The organism is Pantoea sp. ACRSB (assembly GCF_022346905.1).
Classification (GTDB): Bacteria; Pseudomonadota; Gammaproteobacteria; order Enterobacterales; family Enterobacteriaceae; genus Pantoea; species Pantoea piersonii.
Map to the genome: position 1 here is coordinate 745,725 of NZ_JAKRNL010000001.1, position 25,348 is coordinate 771,072.

General features: G+C 57.0%; 21 protein-coding genes. 9 read left to right on the top strand and 12 right to left on the bottom strand.

All coding sequences use genetic code 11. The annotated features are described in order from the left end of the window. Positions 1-30: 30 nt before the first annotated feature. From gsiB to MHZ89_RS03670, 3 genes are read right to left on the bottom strand one after another with little or no spacing between them, the layout of a single operon-like run. Positions 31-1,566, bottom strand: coding sequence for a glutathione ABC transporter substrate-binding protein GsiB (gene gsiB, locus MHZ89_RS03660; protein ID WP_311781892.1), 1,536 nt, complete (start codon positions 1,564-1,566; stop codon positions 31-33). A 39-nt stretch (positions 1,567-1,605) separates the two neighbouring features. Further along, complete coding sequence (gene gsiA / locus MHZ89_RS03665) at positions 1,606-3,453, bottom strand: glutathione ABC transporter ATP-binding protein GsiA (protein WP_311781893.1); 1,848 nt, start codon at positions 3,451-3,453, stop codon at positions 1,606-1,608. Positions 3,454-3,462: 9 nt separating this feature from the next. Continuing rightward, positions 3,463-4,422, bottom strand: a complete 960-nt coding sequence (locus MHZ89_RS03670) for an isoaspartyl peptidase/L-asparaginase (protein ID WP_311781894.1) — start codon at positions 4,420-4,422, stop codon at positions 3,463-3,465. A 225-nt stretch (positions 4,423-4,647) separates the two neighbouring features. Here MHZ89_RS03670 and moeA point away from each other — a divergent pair, with 225 nt between their 5' ends. Together moeA and moeB are read left to right on the top strand one after the other, a co-directional pair. Further along, on the top strand, positions 4,648-5,883 hold the full coding sequence (moeA, locus tag MHZ89_RS03675) for a molybdopterin molybdotransferase MoeA (protein ID WP_311781895.1): 1,236 nt from the start codon (positions 4,648-4,650) through the stop codon (positions 5,881-5,883). Next, entirely contained in the window at positions 5,883-6,638 is a 756-nt protein-coding gene (moeB, locus tag MHZ89_RS03680) for a molybdopterin-synthase adenylyltransferase MoeB (RefSeq protein WP_311781896.1), read from the top strand. Before moeA ends, moeB begins: the two co-directional genes overlap by 1 nt. 56 nt (positions 6,639-6,694) lie before the next feature. Here moeB and MHZ89_RS03685 read toward each other — a convergent pair whose 3' ends face one another. The 8 genes from MHZ89_RS03685 to mntR all read right to left on the bottom strand — a co-directional run bounded on the left by MHZ89_RS03685 (position 6,695) and on the right by mntR (position 17,034). Beyond that, the gene (locus MHZ89_RS03685; RefSeq protein ID WP_311781897.1) at positions 6,695-8,287 is read right to left on the bottom strand and encodes an ABC-F family ATPase; all 1,593 of its coding nucleotides are present in this window, start codon (positions 8,285-8,287) and stop codon (positions 6,695-6,697) included. 175 nt (positions 8,288-8,462) lie between these two features. Further along, positions 8,463-8,864, bottom strand: coding sequence for an H-NS family nucleoid-associated regulatory protein (locus tag MHZ89_RS03690; protein ID WP_311781898.1), 402 nt, complete (start codon positions 8,862-8,864; stop codon positions 8,463-8,465). 428 nt (positions 8,865-9,292) lie between these two features. Continuing rightward, positions 9,293-10,777, bottom strand: coding sequence for a sugar porter family MFS transporter (locus tag MHZ89_RS03695; RefSeq protein ID WP_311781899.1), 1,485 nt, complete (start codon positions 10,775-10,777; stop codon positions 9,293-9,295). A 280-nt stretch (positions 10,778-11,057) separates the two neighbouring features. Further along, positions 11,058-12,593: an efflux transporter outer membrane subunit gene (locus tag MHZ89_RS03700; RefSeq protein WP_311781900.1), complete on the bottom strand. Its 1,536-nt coding sequence runs from the start codon at positions 12,591-12,593 to the stop codon at positions 11,058-11,060. A 1-nt stretch (position 12,594) separates the two neighbouring features. Next, positions 12,595-14,163, bottom strand: coding sequence for a DHA2 family efflux MFS transporter permease subunit (locus MHZ89_RS03705; RefSeq protein WP_311781901.1), 1,569 nt, complete (start codon positions 14,161-14,163; stop codon positions 12,595-12,597). Continuing rightward, complete coding sequence (locus tag MHZ89_RS03710; RefSeq protein ID WP_311781902.1) at positions 14,160-15,299, bottom strand: HlyD family secretion protein; 1,140 nt, start codon at positions 15,297-15,299, stop codon at positions 14,160-14,162. Before MHZ89_RS03710 ends, MHZ89_RS03705 begins: the two co-directional genes overlap by 4 nt. Positions 15,300-15,445: 146 nt before the next feature. Continuing rightward, positions 15,446-16,555: an SLC13 family permease gene (locus MHZ89_RS03715; protein WP_311781903.1), complete on the bottom strand. Its 1,110-nt coding sequence runs from the start codon at positions 16,553-16,555 to the stop codon at positions 15,446-15,448. A gap of 17 nt (positions 16,556-16,572) precedes the next feature. After that, the gene (mntR, locus tag MHZ89_RS03720) at positions 16,573-17,034 is read right to left on the bottom strand and encodes a manganese-binding transcriptional regulator MntR (RefSeq protein WP_120451675.1); all 462 of its coding nucleotides are present in this window, start codon (positions 17,032-17,034) and stop codon (positions 16,573-16,575) included. Positions 17,035-17,300: 266 nt separating this feature from the next. Between mntR and MHZ89_RS03725 the strand changes: the two genes are divergently transcribed. Beyond that, the gene (locus tag MHZ89_RS03725) at positions 17,301-17,495 is read left to right on the top strand and encodes a hypothetical protein (protein WP_120452843.1); all 195 of its coding nucleotides are present in this window, start codon (positions 17,301-17,303) and stop codon (positions 17,493-17,495) included. Positions 17,496-17,653: 158 nt separating this feature from the next. Here the strand turns inward: MHZ89_RS03725 and ompX are convergent, their stop codons facing one another. Beyond that, positions 17,654-18,166: an outer membrane protein OmpX gene (gene ompX / locus MHZ89_RS03730; protein ID WP_120451674.1), complete on the bottom strand. Its 513-nt coding sequence runs from the start codon at positions 18,164-18,166 to the stop codon at positions 17,654-17,656. A gap of 376 nt (positions 18,167-18,542) precedes the next feature. Here ompX and rhtA point away from each other — a divergent pair, with 376 nt between their 5' ends. The 6 genes from rhtA (at position 18,543) to ybiO (ending at position 25,348) form a co-directional block, all read left to right on the top strand. Then, positions 18,543-19,454, top strand: coding sequence for a threonine/homoserine exporter RhtA (gene rhtA / locus MHZ89_RS03735; protein ID WP_311781904.1), 912 nt, complete (start codon positions 18,543-18,545; stop codon positions 19,452-19,454). Positions 19,455-19,780: 326 nt separating this feature from the next. Beyond that, the gene (gene dps, locus MHZ89_RS03740) at positions 19,781-20,284 is read left to right on the top strand and encodes a DNA starvation/stationary phase protection protein Dps (RefSeq protein ID WP_033751449.1); all 504 of its coding nucleotides are present in this window, start codon (positions 19,781-19,783) and stop codon (positions 20,282-20,284) included. Between the two features lie 324 nt (positions 20,285-20,608). After that, the gene (glnH, locus tag MHZ89_RS03745; RefSeq protein ID WP_126688958.1) at positions 20,609-21,355 is read left to right on the top strand and encodes a glutamine ABC transporter substrate-binding protein GlnH; all 747 of its coding nucleotides are present in this window, start codon (positions 20,609-20,611) and stop codon (positions 21,353-21,355) included. A 74-nt stretch (positions 21,356-21,429) separates the two neighbouring features. Then, positions 21,430-22,089: a glutamine ABC transporter permease GlnP gene (glnP, locus tag MHZ89_RS03750; RefSeq protein WP_311781905.1), complete on the top strand. Its 660-nt coding sequence runs from the start codon at positions 21,430-21,432 to the stop codon at positions 22,087-22,089. Further along, complete coding sequence (gene glnQ / locus MHZ89_RS03755; RefSeq protein ID WP_120451666.1) at positions 22,086-22,808, top strand: glutamine ABC transporter ATP-binding protein GlnQ; 723 nt, start codon at positions 22,086-22,088, stop codon at positions 22,806-22,808. Before glnP ends, glnQ begins: the two co-directional genes overlap by 4 nt. A 266-nt stretch (positions 22,809-23,074) precedes the next feature. Continuing rightward, positions 23,075-25,348, top strand: a complete 2,274-nt coding sequence (gene ybiO, locus MHZ89_RS03760) for a mechanosensitive channel protein (RefSeq protein WP_311781906.1) — start codon at positions 23,075-23,077, stop codon at positions 25,346-25,348.

The following is a 25,348-nucleotide window of genomic DNA, read 5'->3' on the forward strand; positions in this document are numbered from 1 at the left end:
CGGCCAGCCCATGCGGGCTGGCCGGTCGGATTACTTCAGATCGGCCTCGTCAAAGCTGAATGAGGTGTCGGGCATCATATAGAACCCGGTCAGCGACGCGCTGTTGGCAGAAACCAGCTGCTCCACCACCAGCGGGATCCACGGATGGTCGTTCCAGATTTTATCCTGCGCATCTTTATAGAGGCTGGCTTTGCGCTCGCGGTCCGTGGTTTTCAGCGCATCGGCCAGATCTTTATCCACCTGCGGATTGCTGTAAAACGCGGTGTTAAAGATGGCTGGTGGCCAGGACGTGGTGGCGAATAGCGGCGTCAGCGCCCAGTCAGCTTCGCCGGTAGAGGCGGACCAGCCGGTATAGAACATGCGTACACCGCTCTCCTTTTGTCCTTTGCTCTCAACTTCGGCGGCGCGCTGACCGGCGTCCATCGCCGTGACTTTCACCTTCACGCCCACCTGCGCCAGCTGCTGCTGGGTAAACTGCAGCACTTTCTGCGCCGTGCTGTGGTTATGTGACGACCAGAGCGTGGTTTCAAAGCCGTTGGGGTAGCCTGCTTCCTTCAGCAGCTCGCGCGCTTTGGCCGGGTTGTACTGAATCGCCGGGTATTTTTGCGCAAAGTCGATAGTCGGCGGCACAATGCCGGTCGCAGGCGTCGCATAACCGGCAAAGGCAACTTTGGTCAGCGCTTCACGATTGATTGCATACTCCAGCGCCTCACGCACTTTCGGGTTGTCGAACGGCTTCTGAGTGACGTTCAGGCTGATATAGCGCTGCATAATCGATGGTGTCGTCACTACTTTCAGCTTCGGATTCTTCTCCAGCAGTTTGGCCTGCTCGAAAGGGATCGGGAAAGCGAAGTTCGCTTCGCCGGTCTGCAGCATCGCCGCGCGGGTGTTGTTGTCCACCACTGGACGCCAGGTGATGCTGTCGAGTTTCGGATAGCCTTTTTTCCAGTAGCCATCCCACTTCTTCACCTTCACGTAGTCGGTCTGGTTCCAGGTCACAAACTCATAGGGACCGGTACCAACCGGATGAAAACCAATCTCTTTGCCATATTTTTTCAGCGCGGTCGGCGAAATCATCGCGGCAGCCGGGTGCGCCAGGTTGTTGATAAAGGCAGAAAAAGGCTGCTTCAGGGTAATTTTTACCGTGGTAGGATCTACCGCCTCGGTGGTGGCGATATATTTAAACAGGTTATAGCGCTTGAGATGGTTATCGGGGTTGCTGGCGCGCTCAAGGTTGACCTTGACCGCTTCAGCATTGAAATCGCTGCCGTCCTGGAACTTAATTCCCGGACGCAGCTTGATGGTATAGGTCAGGCCGTCCGGGCTTGCCTGATAGCTTTCTGCCAGCACGTTGGTCAGCTTCATATCTTTGTCGAAGCCGAACAGCCCCTGGTAGAATGATTTCGCCACCGCCTGCGACAGCGTATCGTTGGCGTCATAGGGATCGAGCGTGGTGAAGTTCGAGCCGACAGCGATAACCGCGTCTTTTGCCGCCCAGGCGGGCAGCGCCGCCATGGCGCCGATCACGCCCGCAGCCAGTAACCCTTTACGCATTGTGTTGTGCATCGTGTTCTCCTGTAATCCCTGCTTAGTGTGATTGTGATGTCAGGTGCTGCTGATAGCATGGCGCGCAACGAAGTGGCCTGGCGCAACCTCAATCAGCGGCGCGACCTCAGGCTCGTCGCCCAGCGCGCGAACGGCGCTGGGGATCTCGTCGACCATCAGCGCGCGCTCGCGCCGACGATGCGCCGGATCCGCCACCGGGACGGCGGCCATCAGCTTGCGGGTGTAGGGGTGACGCGGCTCCTCAAATACCGCCTGCCGCGGCCCCATTTCAACGATCTGTCCCAGATACATAACCGCCACGCGATGGCTAATGCGTTCCACAACCGCCATATCGTGGGAAATAAACAAGAAAGCGATGCCGAATTCACGCTGTAGATCGAGCATCAGGTTGACGATTTGCGCCTGTATCGACACGTCGAGCGCCGACACCGACTCATCGGCGATCACCACTTTTGGATTGAGCGCCAGCGCGCGCGCAATACAGATACGCTGGCGCTGGCCGCCAGAGAACTCATGGGGATAACGCTGTGCATGCTCCGGCAGCAGCCCGACCTTTTCCAGCAGCCAGGCCACGCGCTGTTCCGCCTCGCGGCGCGGCATAACCTTATGCACCAGCAGCGGCTCCATAATGGAGAAGCCCACCGTCAGCCGCGGATCGAGCGAGGCGTAAGGGTCCTGAAAAATAAACTGGATATCGCGGCGCAGATGCGCCAGCGCCGAACCGGAGAGCGTGTCGATACGCTGACCGTTAAAGGTGATAGTGCCGCCCTGGCTCGCCACCAGCCGCAGCAGCGAGCGTCCGGTAGTGGATTTGCCGCAGCCTGATTCGCCGACCAGCGCCAACGTCTCACCGGCGTAGAGATCGAAGCTCACCTTCTCTACCGCGTGCACGCGACGTTTGACGCGGTTAAGCAACCCGCCGCGAATATCAAAGCGCGTCACCAGATCGCGCACCTGCAAAATGGGGGGAATATCGCGGCGCGCCGTGTCCTGCGGCGTTTCCGGCTCGCTCTCCGCTCCGGCGTGCAGCAGCGGAAAACGGGCAGGCAACGGCTGGCCGCTCATCGCGCCGAGTTTAGGCACCGCGGCCAGCAGCGCCTGGGTATAAGGCTGCTGCGGCGCGTCGAACAGCTGCTGCACCGGCGCGCTCTCCACCACGTCGCCGCGGTACATCACCTGTACGCGGTCCGCCATTTCGGCCACTACGCCCATATCGTGCGTGATAAAAATCACGCCCATATGCATCTCTTTTTGCAGCACGCGGATCAGCTGCAGGATTTGCGCCTGAATCGTTACGTCGAGCGCCGTTGTCGGCTCATCGGCAATCAGCAGCGCAGGACGGCACGACAGCGCCATCGCAATCATAACGCGCTGACGCATGCCGCCGGAGAGCTGATGCGGATAACGCGACAGCACGCCCTGCGCTTCGGGAATGCGCACCAGATCGAGCATCCGGCGCGCTTCCGCCAGCGCCTGCTGATGGCTTTTCCCCTGATGCAAACGGATAGATTCTGCGATCTGCTCGCCAACGGTGAATACCGGATTGAGCGAGGTCATCGGCTCCTGAAAGATCATCGCCATGTCAGCGCCGCGCACGCGTCGCATCACGCCTGGGGTGGCGCGCGCCACGTCCAGCAGATCGCCGTTGCGTCGGCGCAGCAAAATATCGCCGCTGACTTCGCCGCCCGCCTGTTCGATCAGCCGCATCAGCGCCAGCGAAGTGACGGATTTGCCGGAGCCGGACTCGCCGACGATCGCCAGGGTCTCGCCGCGCTGCACCTCCAGCGAGAGGTCGCGCACCGCCTGCGTCACGCGCCCTTCATGGCTGAAGCGCACGTTAAGATTGCGTACCGCCAGAACCTGCTCCGGCGCCATTTGCTGCGTCATGCCTGCTCCTTAGCCTTCGCGGTAGATGCCGACCTCAGCCTCTTCGCCCACGCGCGCAAAAGCGCGATACATGCCTTCGCTGTTAAACGGCAGCGCTACGTTGCCGAAGCGGTCGACGGCGATCAGGCCGCCGCTGCCGCCCAGTTCAGGGATGGCGTCGTGGATAACGTTTACGCAGGCCTGCTGCAATGAGTGGCCGCCGTAGCGCATCTGCGCGGCGATATCATAGGCCGCCAGCGTGCGGATAAAGACTTCGCCAGTGCCGGTACAGGAGACCGCCACCGTGTCGTTGCTGGCGTAGCAACCCGCGCCCGGCAGCGGCGAGTCGCCAACGCGGCCCGCCTGTTTATTGGTCATGCCGCCGGTCGAGGTCGCAGCGGCCAGGTTGCCTTCCGCATCGATCGCCACCGCGCCGACGGTGCCGAATTTACGGTCGGGATCCAGCGGGTCGCCCGCTTTCGCCGCGCCGTCGTGATCCAGTACCATTTCGTCGCTGGCCAGCGCGCGCTGCAGCTGCTCCCAGCGTTCCGGCGTCGAAAAATAATCGGGCTCGACCTGTTCCAGGCCGTTATCCCGCGCGAACTGCTCTGCGCCCGCGCCGATAAAAAGCACGTGTGGGCTGACCTCCAGCACCTTGCGCGCCGCCAGCACCGGATTGCGCAGGCGCGACACGCCCGCCACCGCCCCGACTTCCAGCGTGCGGCCATCCATGACGCAGGCATCCAGCTCGTGGGTGCCCTGATGGGTAAAGACCGCGCCCTTGCCGGCGTTGAACAGCGGGCACTCTTCCAGCAGCCGTACCGCCTCGGTCACGGCATCCAGCGCGCTGGCGCCCTGTGCCAGCATGCGTTGTCCCGCAGTGACGATATCGGTAAGCGCCTGACGATACGCCTGCTCTTTCTCTGCGCTCATTGCCGAGCGCGTAATGGCGCCTGCCCCACCGTGAATGGCGATGACTGCTTTGACCATAACGCTTGCCCTGTCCTTTTACCGGAGTGAAAACACTGATTTAAAATGGTTTTCAGCCAAATTAAATGATTTTTGACTATAGAAAGCCTGTCAAAACTTGTAAAGAGGAAACTGGCGCGGCAGCCATAACCTTTTGTTGTGGCTTATGCCGCAGCGGAAATGTGACTCTGCTGACAATTAGCACCATAATAGGCAGCAACTGTCTTAACACAGGTTGCAAACACAATGGAAAGCTTTACCGCAGGGTTAATTTCTCTTGAAGAGGCGCAGGCGAAAATGCTGGCGCAGCTTCAGCCTCTCCGCGATCGCGTCAGCGTGCCGCTGGCCGATGCAGTTGGCCGCATTACCGCATTGCCGGTTACCTCACCCATCGATGTGCCGCCCTTTGATAACTCGGCGATGGATGGTTACGCTGTGCGGCTGGCCGATATTCAGGCCGATCGGCCGCTTCAGGTGGCGGGCAAAGCCTTTGCCGGTGCGCCTTTTAACGGCGACTGGCCAGCGGGCAGCGTGGTGCGCATCATGACCGGCGCGCCGGTGCCATCTGGCTGCGACGCGGTGGTGATGCAGGAAGAGACGCGCGAGGTCGACGGCGGCATTGTGATTAACGCGCCGGTAAAGGCCGGGCAAAATATCCGCCTGATAGGCGAAGATATCCGACGCGATCAGCCGGTGCTGGCGGCGGGCGTGCGCCTCGGCGCGGCGGAATTACCGCTGCTCGCCTCGCTCGGCCTCGCTGAGGTAAGCGTGCTGCGCAAGCTGCGCGTCGCGGTTTTCTCCACCGGCGATGAGCTGCAGCCGGTGGGCCAGCCGCTGGCGCCGGGCCAGATCTACGACACCAACCGTTTTACCGTCTCGCTGATGCTGCGCAAGCTCGGCTGCGAGGTGATCGATATGGGCATTATTAAAGATGACCCGCAGGCGCTGCGCCGCGCCTTTGAAGAGGCGGATCGTCAGGCCGATGTGGTTATCAGCACCGGTGGCGTTTCGGTGGGCGAAGCGGACTTCACCAAAACCATGCTCGACGAGCTGGGCGTCATCACCTTCTGGAAGCTGGCCATCAAGCCAGGCAAACCTTTCGCTTTTGGCCGCCTCGCCAGCAGCTGGTTTTGCGGGCTGCCCGGCAATCCGGTCTCGGCCGCCGTCACTTTTTATCAGCTGGTACAGCCGCTGCTTGCCGCCCTGACCGGCCAGAGCGAATCCCCGCTGCCGCCGCGCCTGCGCGCGCGCGCCGCCTCGCGCCTGAAAAAATCTCCGGGCCGCCTCGACTTTCAGCGCGGCGTCATGAGCCGCGGCGCGGACGGCGAACTGGAGGTGCGCAGCACCGGTCATCAGGGCTCGCACGTCTTTAGCTCTTTCGCCGCCGCCAACTGCTTTATCGTGCTGGAGCGCGAGCGCGGCGCGGTGGAGCCGGGCGAATGGGTTGAGGTTGAGCCCTTTAACGCGCTGCTGGAGGGGTAATGCTGCCCGAACTCAGCGATGAAGAGATGCTGCGCTATAACCGCCAGATCGTGCTGCGCGGTTTCGACTTCGACGGCCAGGAAAAACTCAAGGCGAGCCGCGCGCTGGTTGTCGGCCTCGGCGGCCTCGGCTGCGCGGCTGCGCCCTACCTGGCTGCGGCGGGCGTGGGCGCGCTGACGCTGCTCGACTTTGATACCGTTGCGCTGTCTAACCTGCAACGTCAGATCCTGCATCACGACGCAGATATCGGCCGCGCCAAGGTTGACTCGGCGGCTGAGAGCCTGGCCGCTATCAATCCGCATGTGCATATTGATACCGTTAACGGCCTGCTGGAAGAGGATGCGCTTGAGACGTTAATTGCCGGACATCAGGTTGTGCTCGACTGCACCGACAACGTGCAGATACGCGAACAGCTTAATCGGCTCTGCCGGGCGCGGCGCGTGCCGCTGGTTTCCGGCGCGGCGATTCGTATGGAAGGCCAGATAAGCGTGTTCAACTGGCAGCCCGGTACGCCCTGCTATCGCTGTATCAGCCGTCTGTTTGGCGAGCAGACGCTAAGCTGCGTCGAGGCGGGAGTGATGGCGCCGCTGGTTGGCGTCACAGGCGCAATGCAGGCGATGGAGGCGATTAAGGTACTGACCGCCTTTGGCACGCCCGCCACGTCGCGGCTGCTGATGTATGACGCGATGAGCGCAGAATTTCGCAGCGTGAAGGTAGCGCAGGATGCGCACTGCGAAGTGTGTGGCCATAAATGATAAAGGGGTAGCTCAGGCTACCCCTTAATGTTATCTGGCAAAAGAGAGGGTGACTTTTAGTAAATACCCTGGCTGCGCAGATAGTCTTCGTAGTTGCCGGTAAAGTCGATCACGCGGTCCTCTTTGATCTCCAGCACGCGCGTCGCCAGCGAGCTAACGAACTCACGGTCGTGCGAAACGAAAATCAGCGTGCCTTCATACATCTCCAGCGCCATATTCAGCGACTCGATCGACTCCATATCCAGGTGGTTTGTCGGTTCGTCCATAACGAGGATGTTGGGTTTCTGCATCATCAGCTTGCCGAACAGCATGCGCCCTTTTTCACCGCCGGAGAGCACCTTCGCTGGCTTTTTGATATCGTCATGGCTGAACAGCAGACGGCCAAGAATGCTGCGCACCGCCTGCTCATCATCGCCCTCCTGCTTCCACTGGCTCATCCAGTCAAAGACGCTAAGATCGTCAGCGAAGTCGGCGGCGTGATCCTGCGCATAATAACCAATGCGCGCGTTCTCCGACCATTTAACGCTGCCGCTGTCTGGCTCAAGTTCGCCCACCAGCGTTTTCAGCAGGGTGGATTTACCAATACCGTTAGCGCCGATGACCGCCAGTTTTTCTCCGACCTCAAGCAGCAGGTTAAGGTTTTTAAACAGCGGGCCGTTATCAAAACCTTTACTTAGCGCTTCTACTTCCAGCGCGTTACGGAACAATTTTTTGTCTTGTTCAAAACGAATAAAAGGATTTTGACGGCTGGACGCTTTAACTTCATCCAGTTTGATCTTATCAATTTGTTTCGCGCGCGAAGTCGCCTGACGCGATTTAGAGGCGTTGGCGCTAAAGCGGCTGACAAAAGATTGCAGCTCGGCGATCTGCGCTTTTTTCTTGGCGTTATCCGCTAATAAACGTTCGCGCGACTGAGTGGCCGCTGTCATATACTCGTCATAATTACCTGGATAAACACGTAATTCGCCGTAATCGAGATCCGCCATGTGCGTACAGACCATATTCAAAAAATGACGGTCGTGCGAAATGATGATCATGGTGCTTTCACGCTCGTTCAGCACCTGCTCAAGCCAGCGGATAGTATCAATATCCAGGTTGTTGGTTGGTTCATCCAGTAACAAAATATCAGGATTTGAAAATAACGCCTGCGCCAGCAGCACGCGTAATTTCCAGCCCGGCGCAATTTCGCTCATCGGGCCATAATGCTGCTCGACCGGAATACCGACGCCGAGTAATAACTCGCCCGCACGCGACTCGGCGCTGTAGCCATCCATTTCGCCATAAAGCGCTTCGAGGTCCGCGACTTTATAGCCCTCTTCTTCGCTCATTTCCGGCAAAGCATATATGCGGTCGCGCTCCTGCTTTACTTCCCACAATTCATGGTGGCCCATGATGACGGTGTCCAGCACGCTATATTGTTCAAACGCAAACTGGTCCTGCCTTAACTTGCCGATACGTTCGTTGGGATCGTAAGAGACATTACCGCCGGTTGGCGCCAGGTCGCCGCCGAGGATTTTCATAAAGGTGGATTTACCGCTGCCGTTTGCACCGATTAAACCGTAACGATTACCTCCGCCAAATTTTACGGAGATATTTTCGAACAGTGGCTTGCTGCCAAACTGCATGGTGATATTGCTGCTTACTAACACGGCATTAACCTTTATGGCTGAGTGAAGGAAAAAACGGCGGCCATTATGCCAGACATCGCCTTGCGCATGCCAGCGCCAGGCGTGCGGCCTGAGGCAAGCCGCTGGCAGCGGGGGAAAAATAAAAAGCCGATGGCTGTTTAAGCCACCGGCTCCCACTTGCAAGGATTGGGTAAATTTAGCCGATCAGGAAATCGTCAAGGCTTTTGCCAGCGTCCAGCGCCTTTTTAATTGCCGCTGGGGTACGGCCCTGGCCGGTCCAGGATTTTACTTCGCCGTTCTCGTCGGTATAAGAATACTTGGCGGGACGCGGCGCGCGCTTGGCGCGTTTTTTACCGGTTTCCAGCGCGCCCAGTAATTCATTTGGATCGATACCATCAGCCAGCAGCATTTCGCGATATTTAGACAGCTTTTCTTCTTTTGCGCGGTTCTGCGCTTCTTCAGCTTCTACTTCTTCACGACGTTCGGTAACGACGACGGTTAATTTCTCCAGAATTTCTTCCAGATCGCTTAATGGCAGTTCGCGTGCCTGTGCACGTAATGTGCGAATGTTGTTCAGAACTTTAAATGCGTCACTCATTACAATGTCCTTGACTAAGGGGGTTAATAAAACTGTAGCGACAAGATTACCCAATTCAAATAAAAAAATAAATTAATTTTCTACTACAGAAAATTCCGAAGGCAGATCGTAAAATTTCCATGCAAAAACTTAAGTGTATTCTCAATGTGTTATTAACGATGAATTAGCAATGTCCTTGCAGATAAAAGCGGAAGAGTGAAATCGTTTTCATTGCCGGTTTACGGCTTTAATAGCGAATCGTCTAAGTCCAGAGTGCCGATATAAAGCGCTTTACAGGCGGATTTTACGAATACTCTCTTACCTTGCGCCCTGCGATTGTTGCGTTGAGGTTAACCAGAAAAAAGGAAGAAAAAGAGCAAACGTCGGCACGAATGGATAAAAAAAAGCCGGCGCAAGCGCCGGCTCTGACCACAATTGATAACCTTTGATTATGATGTTTTATTTACCGGTCGCCCCAATGGCTTAGGGGCAGGCTCTTCGTTATTCGAGAGCGTTTCATGCAGATAGTGCTCGATCTGCTCCAGACTGCGGTTACGTGTTTCCGGTACGCACTTAATGACAAATATCGCACCTGCGATGCCGACCAGCGCAAAGATAAAGAACGCGCCCGCCAGACCGACGCTTGCCAGCAGAACCGGGAACATGAGCGAAATAAGGAAATTGGCGATCCACATAGAGAATACCGCGCCACCCATAAAAATACCGCGCAGGCGCGTCGGGAATATTTCAGACAGCAGCAGCCAGGTGACCGGCGATAATGCGCCCTGCTGAAAGCTCAAAAACATTAACATGCCGAGCAGCACCATATAACTGCGCCATATATCGGGCTGGCCATTAACGGTTTCAGGCATAAAGTATGTTACCGAACCGATAAACACCAGACAGGCGGTGCAGCCGAACTGGCCGAGCATGGTCAGGGTACGGCGCCCCATTTTTCCCAACAGCCAGATACCGACTAAAGTCATCACCACCGAGATTGCGCCGTTGGCGATGGTGGCAATTAGCGCCGCGCTGTCGTCCATACCGACCGCCTTCAGCATGGTCGGTGCGTAATACATAATGGTATTTACGCCGGTCAGCTGCTGGATTACCGCAATCCCCATGCCGATAAGAAACAGCTTAAACAGCCAGGGCTTACGCAGTTCGCGCAAGCGCGGGCGCTGCTGCTCCTCTTCGGCCAGGGTCTCTTCGATCTCGGTCAGCTCCCAGTCGACATCCTGGGGCGCGCGGGTCCGTTCCAGCACTTTGCGCGCCTCGGCCAGCCGTCCTTTCATAGCGTACCAGCGCGGCGTGTCCGGCATAAATAACATGCCGAAAAAGAGCAGCACCGCTGGCAGCGTCGCGACCGCCAGCATCCAGCGCCAGGTCGTTTCGCCGCCCCAGGCAGCATTAAACCCCGCGTTAGAGATATAGGCGAGCATCTGACCGGAGACGATCATTAGCTCCTGTAGCGTGACCAGCTGGCCGCGTCGGTTAGCCGGCGCGATTTCCGCAATGTAGACCGGTACGGTGGCTGCCGCGCCGCCGACCGCGACGCCCAGCACCAGACGGAAGAAAATCATCCATTCCACATCGGGTGCCATTGAGGTACCAAGCGCACCGATGGCAAAGATAATGGCCAGAACGAGGATAATTTTTTTCCGCCCGGCCGCTGCCGCGAAGTGGCCTGACAGAAGCGCGCCAAAGGCGGCGCCGAACAGCAGGCTGCTGGTGACCAGACCCGTAGTAAAAGGCGTTAGCTGAAGTTGTGGGCCCATAAACAGCAGTGCACCCGAGATCACGCCGGTGTCGTAACCAAATAACAGGCCGCCAAGCGTGGCGACGACGGCGATAATTTTAACGAAGGGTTCGGTACGGGTGTTGCTGTTCGGCCCTGAGGCTTTATTAAGCGTAAGGTAAGTTTCTCTGGACATGTTATCTCCTGGTGTTGTGCAGGTATCCAGTGAAAATAGATTGTTTTTATCGCAAAGATAAAATATGAAATATTAGTTTTGCGCGTTGGGTCATAGGCTGCGCTTATTTTTGCACCAGAGATCACACTTATGAGCAGTAATGCTTTACCCGTCACAACGCTTCGTACTGAGCAAAAAAACCACACACAGGTATAAAAGGAATTTTTATTTCAAAGCACCAGGCAGGTATGGCGTTGAGGAAGTCGGCTGCGACCTACGCCGCAGCCGAAAAAAAGCGAGGTTAGCTGGCGCGGGCCGCCGGGCCAAAAACGTCGAACTGCGGCAGCGTGACGTTCTGGTAAGTCTCCCAGCCGCCGCCCAGCGCTTTATAGAGCGCGACCAGATCGAGCGCGCTCTGCATGCGCGCCTGGGTCGCCTGCTCCTGCGCCTGCGCCAGCTGACGCTGAGCATCCAGCACGTCGATAAAGGTTGAGATGCCCTGCCGGTAGCTGTCGCTGGCCAGATCGAAGGCGCGCTGCAGCGAACCTGTAGTCTCGTCCAGCGCCGTCGCCCTCGCCTGATCGGCGCGATAGCTCACCAGCGCGTTTTCCACATCCTGCAACGCGGTCAGCACCGTCTGCCGGTAGTCAAGCGCTGCGCTGGCCTGCTGGGCGCGCGCCAGCCTGACGCTGGAAACCAGACGGCCGCCCTGGAAAATCGGAATCGACAGCGAAGGGCCGACGGAATAGAAGTGACTGCTCCAGTTGTCGAGGTAGCTGGCGTCGGTGTTGCGTACCCCAAGCTGGCCGGTGAGCGACAGGCTGGGGAAAAGCTGCGCCACCGACACGCCGATATTCGCCGTCTGCGCATGCAGCGTCGCCTCGGCCTGCCGAATATCGGGGCGTCGACGCGCCAGCGTGGCGGGAATGCCGACCGGCACCATTTGCGGCAGCGCGGGCATCGCTTTCGGCGCGAAAAGCTCGTTATCCAGCGCCCCTGGCGTTTTGCCCAGCAGAACCGCCAGCCCGTTCATCGCCTGGCGCGCCTGCGACTGATACTGCGGCAGCTGCGCCTGCAGCGAACTGAGCTGCGCGCGCGCGTTTTCCACATCGGTAAGCGGCGCAAGCCCGTTGCGCTGCTGGCTCTGCGTGAGTTCCCAGCTCTGCTGCGCCACGGCGATTTGCTGCTCCAGCGTGGCGATTGTCGCCTGCGCGCCGCGCAGCTGCAGGTAGGCGCGCGCCACCTCAGCCTCCAGCGAGACCAGCGCGTCGTTGCGCTGCTCTATTGCCGCCTGGGTTTGCGCATCGGCCAGTTCGACCTGGCGACGGACTTTGCCCCACAAATCCAGCTCCCAGCTGGCGTCGAAGCTGCCCTGATAGAGCGTTACCGGCTGCTCCAGGCTGCTTAGCTGACTGGCGGTATCGCTGTCGAGCTGGTCGGTGACGCCGTTCGCTTTCAGCAGCCCCTCTAGCCCCAGCTGCTGACGCGTGACTTTCGCGCTGCCGTTCAGGCTGGGAAAGAGACCGCCGCGCGCCTGCGCCAGCTCCTGACGTGCGCCTGCGATGCGCAGCACCGCCTGCTGCAGCGTCAGGTTGCCTTCAATAGCGCGATCGATCAGGCTGTTGAGCTGCGGATCGTTAAAGGTTTGCCACCAGCGCGTGCCGACGGCGCCGGACTCGGTTTTCGACGCCTGCTGCGCGTCCAGCAGATGATAGCCCCCTGGCAGCTGCGGCTTCGGCGCTTCGTAGTCAGGCCCGACGGCGCAGCCCGCCAGCCAGAGCGCCAGCGTCAGCAGGCTGAGCGGTCTCGCCACCTGGCGTGTAAAGGTAACCTTCATGTCAGTGTGCTCCTGCACTGCCTTCGCTCTTAATCGGCGACAGCAGCCAACAAAATGGAATCAAGATCAGGGCGATGATGCTTAAGCCCGTAAAGACGTCGATGTACGCCAGAATGCGCGACTGCGCCACCATCACCTGATAGAGCTGACCAGCCGCCAGCGTGGTGGGATCGCCAACCGCCGACGTGAAGTCGCGGATCGCCTGCGACCAGTGCTGTACGGTAATGTTGAACTGCTCGTTAAGCGGCGTCATGTTATGCACCATATGCGCCGAGCGTACCTGCTCGCGCTCGGTGATCGCCGCCGTTGAGAGCGAGATACCGATAGAGCCCGCCACGTTGCGGAACATGGTAAACAGCGCCGACGCATCGGCGTTGAGCCGCTGCGGAATGGTAATAAAGGCGATGGTGGTCAGCGGCACGAACAGAAAACCCAGCCCAATCGACTGCGCGCTGCGCATCAGCACCAGCGTTTTAAAATCGACATCGGGCGTCAGGGTTGAGGAGTACAAAAACGCCAGCGTCAGGCAGGTAAAGCCGAAGGCGATGATATAGCGCGTCTGCACGCGCGGCATCAGGCTTATGACCAGCGGGATGGTCAGCACAATCAGGATAGCGCCCGGCGACAGCACCAGCCCCGACCAGGTAGCGGTATAGCCAAGATCCTGCTGCGCCAGCTGCGGCAGAACCACCGAGCTGCCGTAGAGGATCATCGCCATGCCCGCCATCAGCAGTCCTGACACCCAGAAGTTGCGGTCTTTCATCACCAGAATATCCACCACCGGCTTACGGGCATACATCAGCCAGTAAACCGCGCCGACGATGCCGACCAGCGCCAGCGTGGCGAACAGCACGATAAAGTGTGAGGCGAACCAGTCTTCATCTTCGCCGCGATCGAGGAATACCTGCAGGCAGCCGAGCCCCAGCGTAATTAACCCGATGCCGATATAGTCGATCTTCAGCCGCCCTTTCGCCCACTTGCGCTCCCACGGCGGATCTTCCAGCAGCTGATAGATCGCCAGCACCGTCAAAATACCCACAGGGATGTTAATAAAGAAGACCCAGCGCCAGCTGTAGTTATCGGTGATCCAGCCGCCGAGCGTCGGCCCGATAACGGGCGCAACGATAATGGCGATCGAGGAGAGACCGAACGCCTTGCCGCGATCTTCCGCCTTAAAGTAGTCAAGCAGCACCGACTGCTGCACCGGCTGCAAACCGCCGCCGAAGAAGCCCTGCAGCACGCGGAACAGGATGATCTGCCACAGCTCGGTGGCGATGCCGCACAGGAACGAGCAGATGGTGAACATGACGATGCAGATCAGGAAGAACTGCTTGCGGCCAAAGAGCCGACTGAAAAAGGCGGAGATAGGCAGTACGATGCCGTTCGCCACCAGATAAGAGGTCAGCACCCAGGTCGATTCGTCGTAGCTGGAGGAGAGCGAACCGGCAATATGGGGCAGCGCCACGTTAACGATGGTGGTGTCCAGGATCTCCATGAACACCGCCAGCGTGACGGTCACCGCCACCAGCCACGGATTGCTGGAGGGCTGCCAGCTCTGCGCCTGGCTCATTCCACGGTAACCTTAGGTTCAACCGACAGGCCGAGCGGCAGCGGATGGTTTGGATCCAGCCCTTTGTCGATAACGATTTTCACCGGTACGCGCTGCACGATCTTCACGTAGTTGCCGGTGGCGTTCTCCGCCGGGAAGGTAGAGAAGCGTGAACCGGAGCCCATCTGAATACTGTCAACGTGCCCTTCCAGCTGCATATCGGGCCAGGCATCGATGCTAATCGCCACTTTGTCGCCTGGGTTCATCCGCTCCAGCTGCGACTCTTTAAAGTTAGCGGTGATCCAGATATCGGGCGACACCAGCGAAAAGAGCGAACTGCCCGCCTGCACCAGCGTGCCGAGCTGCACGTTGCGTTTGGTGACGAAGCCGTCATACGGCGCGCGCACCTGCGTATAAGAAAGGTTCAGCTCAGCGGTATTCAGCTGCGCCTGCGCCTGCGCGACCTGTTGCTGGCGCGCTTCCACGTTGGTTTCCTGCTGACGGATCTGCAGCGCGACCTGCGAGGCGACTTCCACCTGCGCTTTAGCGCTCTGCAGCTGCGCCTGGGCCGAACGCAATTGCGCGGCAGCGGTGTCGATATTGCGCTGGCTGGTGGCGCGGGGATCAACGCCGCGCTGACGGCGATAGTCCGCTTCAGCGTTTAACAGGTTCGCCTGCGCTTTCGCCTGATCGGCCAGCGCCTGATCGCGCTGCGCCGGATACTGAACTTTAGAGAGTGCCAGCTGCGCCTGCGCCTGATGCAGCTGCGCCTGCGCCAGGCCAAGCTGCGCTTTGGCCTGATCGCGCTGAGCGAGAGTATCGCGCGGGTCGATCTCAACCAGCAGATCGCCCTTTTTCACCCGCTGGTTATCTTTGACCAGCAGCTTCACCACGTAACCAGAGGCCTTAGGCGCGATTGTGACCGCGTCACCTTCGGTAAAGGCGTCGTCGGTACTCTCTTCGTTACGCGTTGTGAACCAGAACCAGAAACCGACTATCAGCATGATCACGACCACAATAGCGAGGATGATCAGCGGTTTTTTGCCGGGTCTTTTGCGCTCAGGCTGATCGTTATTCTGTTCAGACTGTTCGCTGGAAGGATCCTGCTCTTTCTTTACATCGTCCTGATGGGATTCGCCTTTATCATTGTTGCTCATAGTCAGTTCCGCATAGCTAACGCCCTAATTCCAGGGCATAAAAGGTCAGATAAACAGTAGATGGTAAACTGACATTTTCCAGCGCTTCTTGACTTTTCCAGACAAAAGGGGCACATCCTGCAACATTTTTTTAAGCGCAGCGAAAGTTAATGCAGCAGGCGCAGCAGCAGCCAGCCGCTCAGCATCGACCAGGCCAGCATCGGCAGAGAGAAGAGATGAAACTGCCACCAGACGCGACGATCTTTCGCCATGCGCAGCGCAATCAGATTAGCAAGCGACCCAGGTAGCAAACCAAAGCCGCCGATATTTACCGCCCAGGCAAAAACGTCTGAAGGCGGAATTTTTTGCAGCAGCAGAATAGTGGCGGGCACATTGCTGATTATCTGCGACAGACCGATGGCCAGCAGATAAACGGCGCCGTCGCTGAAGCGTGACACAGCATCGAAATGGTGCTGCACAACCGGCAGATGCGTCAGCAGGTAGACGTCGATAAACATCGCGATAAAGACCGCCAGCAGGCTCCAGTCGATGGCCATCAACACCCTGCGCGCCATCAGCAGATAGCAGCCGATGATAAGCAGCAGCGCCCAGCCGGTCATCTGCCACTCAAGCGCGGCGACAAACAGGAGATAGAGCAGGACGCTGACGGCAAACAGCGGCTTCTGCCACTCGCGCGTCTCGTCATTGCCATGCTTCTCAATCGCGCGCGGCTTAAAGCTGAACCACGTCAGCGCCAGCAGCGTTACCAGCAGCCAGACCGCCAGCGGCGTCATTTGCCCAATAAATCCCACCACGCTGAGCTTGCCGTGACTCCACAACAGGATATTTTGCGGATTGCCTACCGGCGTCAGCAACGAGCCTGCATTAACGGCCAGCGCTTCAAAGATGATCAGCCTGGACAAAGGCAGATGCGAATATTTGCGCAGCGTCAGGGTGAGCGGCACCAGAATAAACAGCGCCACATCGTTAGTCAGGAAGGTGGAGAGCAGCGCAGCGGCCAGCACCATAAACAGCGCCAGCGCGCGTTCATGTCGGAAGCGGCCGATCAGCCGCGCGCCCAGTACGTCAAAATAGCCGCTGACTTCCAGTCCTTTGGTTAACAGCAGCAGGCCGGTCAGCGTAACGATAGTATGCCAGTCAACCGCGCCAGGCAGATCCGCCCAGCGGAAATTTGCCAGCAGAATCAGTATCGCGCCAAGCGCTAACAACAGATGCAGAATACGATCATGCAAAAAAGTGCGCAGCACAGTTAACATGTTAGCGGGCCCGGTGATTAGTGACGGCTTTCGTAAAATTTCTGGAAGACGGCCAGCGTTTCATCGCTAACGTGATGTTCAATGCCTTCTGAGTCACGCCGCGCGGTTTCCGGGCTGATGCCCAGCGCGAGCAGGAAGGTTTCGACGATATGATGGCGAGCGCGGCTCTCTGCCGCCAGCTTTTCCCCTTCCCCGGTCAGGAAGACGCCGCGATAGGGAACCTGTTCGACCAGTCCGGCGCTGCTGAGTCGTTTTAACATTTTCGCCACGGTGGGCTGCGAGACGCCCAGTCGCGCTGCCATATCAACCTGGCGCGCCTCGCCAAATTCACCAATTAAATCTGAGATCAACTCAACGTAGTCATCGATCAGTTCGCGACGATGGGCTTCGCGTACCTGTCGAAATCCTTCGACATGCTCTTCGATATCTTTCAGGGGTCCTTGCGGAGCGGACACCCCAGTTTTGGCACGACGACTCATTCAGCTTCCTCTTTATTATGCTCCGCGCTCGCGCAGCGAGACGGATTTGCTGCGCTCATTGTAAACCAGGCACAAAGAAGCTCAAATTTTTCGTAAATAGCATTGGCTACAGGGTATAGCCAGTGCTATATTTGTCGATATTGTAGGCAAACGCGCTGACAATGGAGAGACGATCGTGCAGGATCCTTATCTGTTATTACTGCTGTTTCTCTTGTTTGTCGCCGGGCTATGCCTGCTGTTACGACGTTACTGATTGGGAGGTCGATATGAGCACCATGAAATGCTGCCTTGACTGCGGCAAATGCTTCCAGACAGCGCAACCGGCTTCATCTTCATCGCTGAAGGCATGGCTTTGCCTGCTGAGCCGCTCCCCGTTTTCACTTCGCCTGATGCTGGTTGAAAAACTGCTGGGCACGAAACGCAACGATCGCGACTGCCCGAATTTAATCTGGCGCGGTTAACGCGCAGCCTCTTTATCCAGCCTCTGCGTTTGCCAGGGCTGCTCCTTTCTCTTTTTCTCTGCTCCAGCGCCTCGTGACTACTCATGGTTCAGCTAAAAAAGAGATAAAAAAAAACGGCCGCAAAGGGCCGTTTTTTCTGCAACTGGTCTAAGCAAAACTTAGAAGCTGTAACCTACGCCAGCAATCCAGGTGCCAACGTCAACGCTGCGGATACGGCTCTGCTCGTAACCTACGTCGATAGCGAAGTCCTGGTACGGGTTGAACTGCAGGCCGGCACCGTAAGAGAAGCCCACGTCGCTGGAGTCGCCTTTATCACGGACAACAGTGTCGTTCTGCTGGAATTTGCCGTAGCCGATACCAACCACGCCATAGATGCTCGCCCAGTCATTCAGACGGTAAGCAGGACCAGCGGTGAAACCATAGTACTGACCTTTGCTGTACACGCCAGCATCAGTGCGATCTTTTTCGGTGTAAGTGAAAGAACCGATCCAACCCAGCGGGTTAGAGCCGTCTTCGTAACGGTATTTCAGGTTGAAACCGTTCGCTTTGTTAGCCACGCCCTGATAGTCGGACTGAGCGTAACCGCCGGTGACTGTGCTCTGCGCCATTGCGGAACCCGCAGAAACTGCCAGAACACAAGCCAGTGCTGAAAGACATGCAATTTTTTTCATAACCACCTCAAATGTGATAATACTTCTCTCCTGACAACGCTGAAAATATAACAAAACTCAGCAAGAAACTCTGCCCGCAAATTATTGTCTAACAGAATGTTTGGTGTAACAGAAAGTTAATGAAGCTTCCTATGCTATTCATTTTGCTTGAAAAATTCGTCATTAAACTGCAATGAATTTCCTGGAAGAAAAATTGTCGTTTAAGTTAATTCCTAAAAAAACCTGACGTTTCTTTACGGAACTGGCCCTGAAGTGGGTTAAATTTCGCGCATTCGCCTCAGCATTTTCCTGATTGCCTCCTCTGCTTTTACCCCTGTTTCGATTAAACTGAACCTCTTGTTACCTCTGTGTTAATCATCAAGGACGCGTTTACAGGATGTCTCTTTCTTTGCCAGGTAAAAGCTCTGCGCCAGCTATCTCGGTAACTGTGCTGCTAATCGCCATGCTGTCGCTGCAGGGCGGCGCGTCGTTAGCGAAATCTCTCTTTCCCGCGGTGGGTGCTACCGGCATTACCGCGCTGCGTCTTGGGCTTGGCACCTTGATGCTCTGCGTTATCTTTAAACCCTGGCGGCGGCGCTTCACGCGCGAACAGCGTCTGCCGTTGCTGCTTTACGGGCTGGCGCTGGGCTGTATGAACTTCCTGTTTTATCTGTCGCTGCGTACTGTGCCGCTCGGCGTTGCAGTGGCGCTGGAATTTACCGGCCCGCTCACGCTGGCGCTGCTCGGCACGCGCCGTCTGCTCGATTTAGTCTGGGTAGCGCTGGCGGTCGCCGGTCTCTGGTTCCTGCTGCCGTTCGGCGACAGTATGAAAACCATCGATCCGCTGGGCGCGGCGCTGGCGGTAGGCGCAGGCGCCTGCTGGGCTTTATATATTCTGGCGGGGCCGCGCGCCGGGGCGGAGCATGGCCCGGCAACCGTTGCGATGGGTTCTCTAATCGCTTCAGTGATCTTTGTGCCGCTGGGATTGACCTTCGCCGAGCCAGGCATCTGGCACTGGAGCGTTATCCCTGTCGCGCTTTTAGTCGCCCTGCTCTCCAGCGCCATTCCTTATTCGCTGGAAATGGTCGCCCTGACGCGTCTGCCGGCGCGTATTTTTGGTACGCTGATGAGCCTTGAACCTGCCGTAGCGGCCCTGTCAGGAATTCTATTCCTTGGCGAAACGCTCTCTCTGAAGCAGAGCCTTGGTCTGCTGGCGATTATTCTGGCGTCGGCTGGCGCGACGCTGACGCTTAAGCCCAGAAATTCCCAGCTAAAAGAGGTGGAAATAACCCCACCGCCGCAGCCATAACTTATTACGCCTGCGCATAACGCAGGCGAATAATATTCTTACGTTAAAAATGGTTTTATTTTAACCAACGTTAAACACTATTATTATCATTCTGAAACATACTGTATAAGCCCATGCTTTTCACTCTCGCAATGGGCTGATTTTACAGCATTAAAATCAAAGTAGCTTTTTCTGTAACTTTCCCCCCGATTATTAGCGCATAAATTTTATCCGTAAATGCCATCTATTTCAGCCATCGCTAAACCCATTCCTGCAAAGACGCAAAGCGCTGCTATACTTATTCCCGTGCTTGATTAGGACAACCCATCAAAGAGAGGATTCATACGATGAGTACCGCAAAACTGGTTAAAACGAACGCTTCCGATCTGCTTTACACCCGTAACGATGTGGCTGACGACGAGAAAAAAGCCACCATTGAGGTGCTCAACCGTCTGGTGGTGGAATTTATCGATCTGTCGCTGATTACCAAGCAGGCGCACTGGAACATGCGCGGCTCCAACTTTATCGGCGTGCATGAGATGCTGGACGGTTTCCGTACCACTATTACCGATCATCAGGACACCATTGCTGAACGTGTCGTGCAGTTAGGCGGCGTGGCGCTGGGCACCACGCAGGTCGTTAATGACAGAACGCCGCTGCAGAGCTATCCGCTCAATATTCACAGCGTACAGGATCACCTGAAAGCGCTGGCTGACCGTTACGCCATCGTTGCGAACGACACGCGTAAAGCGATTTCAGAAGTTAAAGATGAAGACACCGCAGATATCTTTACCGCGGCTTCCCGCGATCTGGATAAATTCCTGTGGTTTATCGAATCCAACATCGAATAACAGCGTAAAGCATTATCAGGCGGGGAGACCCGCCTTTTTTTGTGCCTGCTTAACAGGAAAATTACTATTTTTTGACCTTCATAACATTTCTGAACGCCTCTTCTTCCCACGCTTAATACCGCATGCAAAGGTGCGATTGCACCAAAATCTTCCCATGCACCTTTTTGGTGCTTCATTTTGGTGCAAAAGTTTTTACCATTGCAGAATCGTGTCAGCTTTCAGGTTTAACCTGTTGATTGTGGTTAAAATGAAAAGTTGGCATACTTTTTTCATATGGTAAGCCGTAAACGCCGCTTTCGGGCCGGGTTGTAATAAGGAAAAATGATGAAGTCACTGTTTAAAGTCTCTGTGGCCGCGCTGGCGCTGGCCTTCTCACTCTCTTCTACCGCAGCAGAAAAAAAACTGATCGTCGCCACCGATACCGCTTTTGTTCCTTTTGAATTTAAGCAGGGCGATAAATATGTCGGCTTTGACGTCGATCTGTGGGACGCCATCGCCAAAGAGCTGAAGCTGGACTATACCCTGAAGCCGATGGACTTCAGCGGCATTATCCCTGCTCTGCAGACGCGCAATATCGACCTGGCGCTGGCGGGCATCACCATTACCGACGAGCGTAAAAAAGCCATCGAGTTTTCTGACGGCTACTACAAAAGCGGCCTGCTGGTGATGGTGCGCAACAATGAGAACGACATTAAAGGCATCGACGATCTGAACGGCAAAGTGGTCGCGGTGAAGAGCGGCACCGGTTCTGTAGATTACGCGAAAGCGCATATCAAATCTAAAGACCTGCGTCAGTTCCCGAATATCGACAACGCCTATATGGAACTGGGCACTAACCGCGCCGATGCGGTGCTGCACGATACGCCGAACATCCTTTACTTTATCCACACCGCTGGCAAAGGCCGCTTTAAAGCGGTTGGCGAATCTATCGAAGCGCAGCAGTATGGCGTCGCCTTCCCGAAAGGCAGCGACGAACTGCGTGAAAAAGTAAACGGCGCGCTGAAGACCCTGAAAGAGAACGGCACCTATAACCAGATCTACAAAAAATGGTTCGGCAGCGAACCTAAATAATAATTTTTTGATTTTATTTTGAGCAGGGACGCGTTCCCTGCTTTTTTCCATCGCAACAAAACTGGAGTCACACCATGGAGTTTGACTGGAGCGTCATCTGGCCCGCTATGCCGGTGCTGATTGAAGGCGCGAAAATGACCCTGCTGATCTCGGTGCTCGGCCTGGTCGGCGGACTGATTATCGGTCTGGTCGCTGGCTTTGCTCGCGCCTACGGCGGCTGGATCGCCAATAACCTCGCGCTGGTCTTTATTGAGATCATTCGCGGCACCCCTATCGTAGTGCAGGTGATGTTTATCTACTTTGCCCTGCCGATGGCCTTCCCCGATCTGCGCATCGATCCGTTCACCGCTGCGGTGGTGACCATTATGATCAACTCCGGCGCCTATATCGCCGAGATTACGCGCGGCGCGGTGCTGTCAATCAACAAAGGCTTCCGCGAAGCGGGCCTGGCGCTGGGTCTGTCGCGTCGTGCAACCCTGCGCTATGTCATTATGCCGCTGGCGCTGCGTCGTATGCTGCCGCCGCTCGGCAACCAGTGGATCGTCAGCATTAAAGATACCTCGCTGTTTATCGTTATCGGCGTGGCGGAACTGACGCGTCAGGGCCAGGAAATCATTGCCGGCAACTTCCGCGCGCTGGAGATCTGGAGCGCCGTCGCGATTATCTACCTCGTGATTACCCTGGTGTTGAGCTTTGTGCTGCGCCGTATTGAGAAAAGGGTGAAAATCCTGTGATTGAATTTAAAAACGTCTCGAAGCATTTCGGCCAAACCCAGGTGCTGCACGATATCAACCTGAAGATTAATCAGGGCGAAGTTGTGGTGATTATCGGCCCCTCCGGCTCAGGCAAATCGACGCTGCTGCGCTGCATTAACAAGCTGGAAGAGATCACCAGCGGCGATCTGATCGTCGACGGCCTGAAGGTGAACGATCCCAAAGTAGATGAGCGTCTGATCCGCCAGGAAGCGGGCATGGTATTCCAGCAGTTCCATCTCTTCCCACAGATGAGCGCGCTGGATAACGTCGCGTTCGGTCCGATCCGCGTACGCGGCGCAAAGAAACAGGATGCGCATAAGCTGGCGCGCGAGCTGCTGGCGAAGGTTGGCCTGGCCGAGCGCGCGCACCACTTTCCTTCCGAACTCTCCGGCGGCCAGCAGCAGCGCGTCGCCATCGCCCGCGCGCTGGCGGTGAAGCCGAAGCTGATGCTGTTCGATGAGCCAACCTCTGCGCTGGACCCCGAGCTGCGCCACGAGGTGTTGAAGGTGATGCAGGATCTGGCGGAAGAAGGCATGACGATGGTAATCGTGACGCATGAAGTCGGCTTCGCGCAGAAAGTCGCGTCGCGCCTGATCTTTATCGACAAAGGCACCATAGCGGAAGATGGCGATCCCGATACGCTGATCACCCAGCCGCCAAGCGATCGCCTGCGCGAGTTCCTGCAGCACGTTTCCTGATTTGCCGGGCCGACAGGCGTCGGCCCACCGCGATCAGCGCGGATACGCACCTCTTCCCTGAGGTGCGTCCGCCTCCAGCCTCACGCGCTGCGCTATTCAAAAACGCTTCCAGTATTTCGCGAAACGCTTCGCTCTTTTCCTCTGCCACTCCCCTTTTTATCGCCCGCTTTTCGTCAACCGGACGATAAGTGCCTTTCAGAACTTTCACTCCCTGCGCCTGACTATACTTTTCCACCTGTGAGCCAGAGGTTGCTAAGGAGAAAGCCATGTCGTCAGCCCACATATGTTGTCGCCTGTTGCGACAAGGGATCGCGCTGTTACTACTCTGCTGTTTTATGCTGCCCGCCGCGCAGGCGGTGACGCTGCCGCAGGCGGCAGTCGCAGCGCAGCAGTCAACTGGCTCCGCCAGCGGCGCGCAAAAAGAGCCGACCCTCGACGAGAAAAAAGCCGCTTACGCCGCGCTGGCAAATATTCTGGAAGATGACCAGTCGCGCAAGGAACTGATTGATCAGCTGCGCGGCGCCTCCACCGCGACGGCAAAGGATAACGCGCCTGCGCTGACGCCGCCGGTCGAAAAGGAGGAGGAGAAAACCGTCCTGCAGGGCGTAACGGATGTCACCCGCGAATTTGGCGGCGACGTGGCGCAAAAATTTGCCCGCCTGCATGACAATATCGCCTATGCGCCGCACAAGGCGTTTAATCCCGACACCTTTTTCAATGCGCTGCGGCATTTCGTGGTGCTGGCTGCGGCGCTGTTCGCGCTTTACTGGCTGCTGCGCCGTCTTATTGCGCCGCTTTATCGCCGGATGGGCCGTTGGGGACGCGCGAAGAACCGCGAGCAGCGTAACTGGATACAGCTGCCGGTGGCGATTATCGGCGCGTTTATCATTGATTTGCTGATGCTGGCGCTGACGCTGTTTATCGGTCAAATCATCAGTGACAATTACCACGGCGACAGCCGTACCATCGCCTATCAGCAAGGGCTGTTCCTGAACGCCTTCGCGCTAATTGAATTTTTCAAGGCGGTGCTGCGCCTGATCTTTTGCCCCACCTTTAGCGACCTGCGCTTTTTTCATCTCAGCGACGGGCGCGCCCGCTACTGGAACACGCGCCTGAGCTGGCTTTCTGGCCTGATCGGCTATGGACTGCTGGTGATCGTGCCGATTGTCTCTAATCAGGTTAATGTGCAGGTCGCGGCCGTGGTCAACGTGCTTATTATGGGCATCATGACCGGCTGGGCGCTCTTCCTTATATTTTCTAACCGTCGCGCTATCCATTTTGCCCTTCAGGCGCTGTCGGATCGCAGCATGGCGTTTTTCGCCTTTTTTATTCGCGCTTTCGCGCTGGTGTGGCACTGGCTGGCGAGCGCCTACTTTATTGCGCTGTTTCTGCTCTCTATTTTCAATCCTGGCGACAGCCTGAAATTTATGATGTCGGCGACGGTACGCACGCTGGCGATTATCGGCATCGCCGCCTTTATTTCCGGCATTCTGACGCGCTGGATAGGCAAAACCATTACGCTCTCGCCCGACCTGCGCCGTAACTACCCGGCGCTGCAAAAGCGCGTCAACGACTGGGTGAAGGCGCTGCTGAAGCTGGCGCGCATTATTACCGTGTTCGCCACGCTGCTGCTGCTGCTCAACGCCTGGAACCTGTTCGATCTCTGGCACTGGCTCACGGTCGGGGCGGGTGAAAAAATGGTGGACGTGCTGATCCGCATTATCATGATCCTGCTGCTCTCCGCTGTGGGCTGGACGGTGCTGGCAAGCCTGATTGAGAGCCGACTCGCTTCCGACTCTCACGGCCGTCCGATGCCGAGCGCCCGTACCCGCACCCTGCTGACGCTGTTCCGCAACGCGCTGGCAGTGGTGATCAGCACCATTACCATTATGATTTTACTGTCTGAAATCGGCGTCAATATCGCGCCCCTGCTGGCAGGCGCGGGCGCGCTTGGCCTGGCGGTCTCCTTCGGCTCACAAACGCTGGTGAAGGATATTATTACCGGCATCTTCATTCAGTTTGAGAACGGCATGAATACCGGCGATCTGGTGACCATCGGCGCCATTACCGGCACAGTGGAACGGATGTCGATTCGCTCGGTGGGCGTTCGTCAGGATACCGGCGCCTACCACATCATTCCCTGGTCTTCGATTACCACCTTCGCCAATTTTGTGCGCGGCATCGGCTCGTTTGTCGCCAACTATGACGTCGAGCGCGGCGAAGACAACGAACGCGTTAACCGCGTCCTGCAGGAGGCGGTTAATGAGCTGCTGGAGAATGCGGATATCCGCGGCATGGTGATTGGCGAACCGAACTTTGCCGGACTGGTGGGATTAACCAATCAGGCCTTTACCGTACGCGTCTCCTTTACCACCCAGCCGTTGAAACAGTGGACGGTGCGCTTTGCGCTGGACACCATGGTGAAGAAACATTTCGATGCGGCCGGGATTAAGGCGCCGCATCAGACGGTAGAGGTGATGCAGACCGGCAACAGCGTGGCGAGCGCGGCTGCCCTGCCCGCGCTGCCGGCACCGGAGTAA

What these genes read in the sequence shown, in the direction of transcription:
- rhtA (WP_311781904.1), top strand. Translation starts at nt 18,543, where the DNA reads ATGTCTCTTTCTTTGCCAGGTAAAAGCTCTGCGCCAGCTATCTCGGTA.
- MHZ89_RS03710 (WP_311781902.1), bottom strand. Translation starts at nt 15,299, where the DNA reads ATGAGCAACAATGATAAAGGCGAATCCCATCAGGACGATGTAAAGAAA.
- moeB (WP_311781896.1), top strand. Translation starts at nt 5,883, where the DNA reads ATGCTGCCCGAACTCAGCGATGAAGAGATGCTGCGCTATAACCGCCAG.
- moeA (WP_311781895.1), top strand. Translation starts at nt 4,648, where the DNA reads ATGGAAAGCTTTACCGCAGGGTTAATTTCTCTTGAAGAGGCGCAGGCG.
- MHZ89_RS03715 (WP_311781903.1), bottom strand. Translation starts at nt 16,555, where the DNA reads ATGTTAACTGTGCTGCGCACTTTTTTGCATGATCGTATTCTGCATCTG.
- dps (WP_033751449.1), top strand. Translation starts at nt 19,781, where the DNA reads ATGAGTACCGCAAAACTGGTTAAAACGAACGCTTCCGATCTGCTTTAC.
- MHZ89_RS03705 (WP_311781901.1), bottom strand. Translation starts at nt 14,163, where the DNA reads ATGAGCCAGGCGCAGAGCTGGCAGCCCTCCAGCAATCCGTGGCTGGTG.
- MHZ89_RS03725 (WP_120452843.1), top strand. Translation starts at nt 17,301, where the DNA reads ATGAGCACCATGAAATGCTGCCTTGACTGCGGCAAATGCTTCCAGACA.
- MHZ89_RS03690 (WP_311781898.1), bottom strand. Translation starts at nt 8,864, where the DNA reads ATGAGTGACGCATTTAAAGTTCTGAACAACATTCGCACATTACGTGCA.
- gsiA (WP_311781893.1), bottom strand. Translation starts at nt 3,453, where the DNA reads ATGACGCAGCAAATGGCGCCGGAGCAGGTTCTGGCGGTACGCAATCTT.
- ompX (WP_120451674.1), bottom strand. Translation starts at nt 18,166, where the DNA reads ATGAAAAAAATTGCATGTCTTTCAGCACTGGCTTGTGTTCTGGCAGTT.
- glnH (WP_126688958.1), top strand. Translation starts at nt 20,609, where the DNA reads ATGAAGTCACTGTTTAAAGTCTCTGTGGCCGCGCTGGCGCTGGCCTTC.
- MHZ89_RS03695 (WP_311781899.1), bottom strand. Translation starts at nt 10,777, where the DNA reads ATGTCCAGAGAAACTTACCTTACGCTTAATAAAGCCTCAGGGCCGAAC.
- mntR (WP_120451675.1), bottom strand. Translation starts at nt 17,034, where the DNA reads ATGAGTCGTCGTGCCAAAACTGGGGTGTCCGCTCCGCAAGGACCCCTG.
- ybiO (WP_311781906.1), top strand. Translation starts at nt 23,075, where the DNA reads ATGTCGTCAGCCCACATATGTTGTCGCCTGTTGCGACAAGGGATCGCG.
- gsiB (WP_311781892.1), bottom strand. Translation starts at nt 1,566, where the DNA reads ATGCACAACACAATGCGTAAAGGGTTACTGGCTGCGGGCGTGATCGGC.
- MHZ89_RS03670 (WP_311781894.1), bottom strand. Translation starts at nt 4,422, where the DNA reads ATGGTCAAAGCAGTCATCGCCATTCACGGTGGGGCAGGCGCCATTACG.
- MHZ89_RS03700 (WP_311781900.1), bottom strand. Translation starts at nt 12,593, where the DNA reads ATGAAGGTTACCTTTACACGCCAGGTGGCGAGACCGCTCAGCCTGCTG.
- glnP (WP_311781905.1), top strand. Translation starts at nt 21,430, where the DNA reads ATGGAGTTTGACTGGAGCGTCATCTGGCCCGCTATGCCGGTGCTGATT.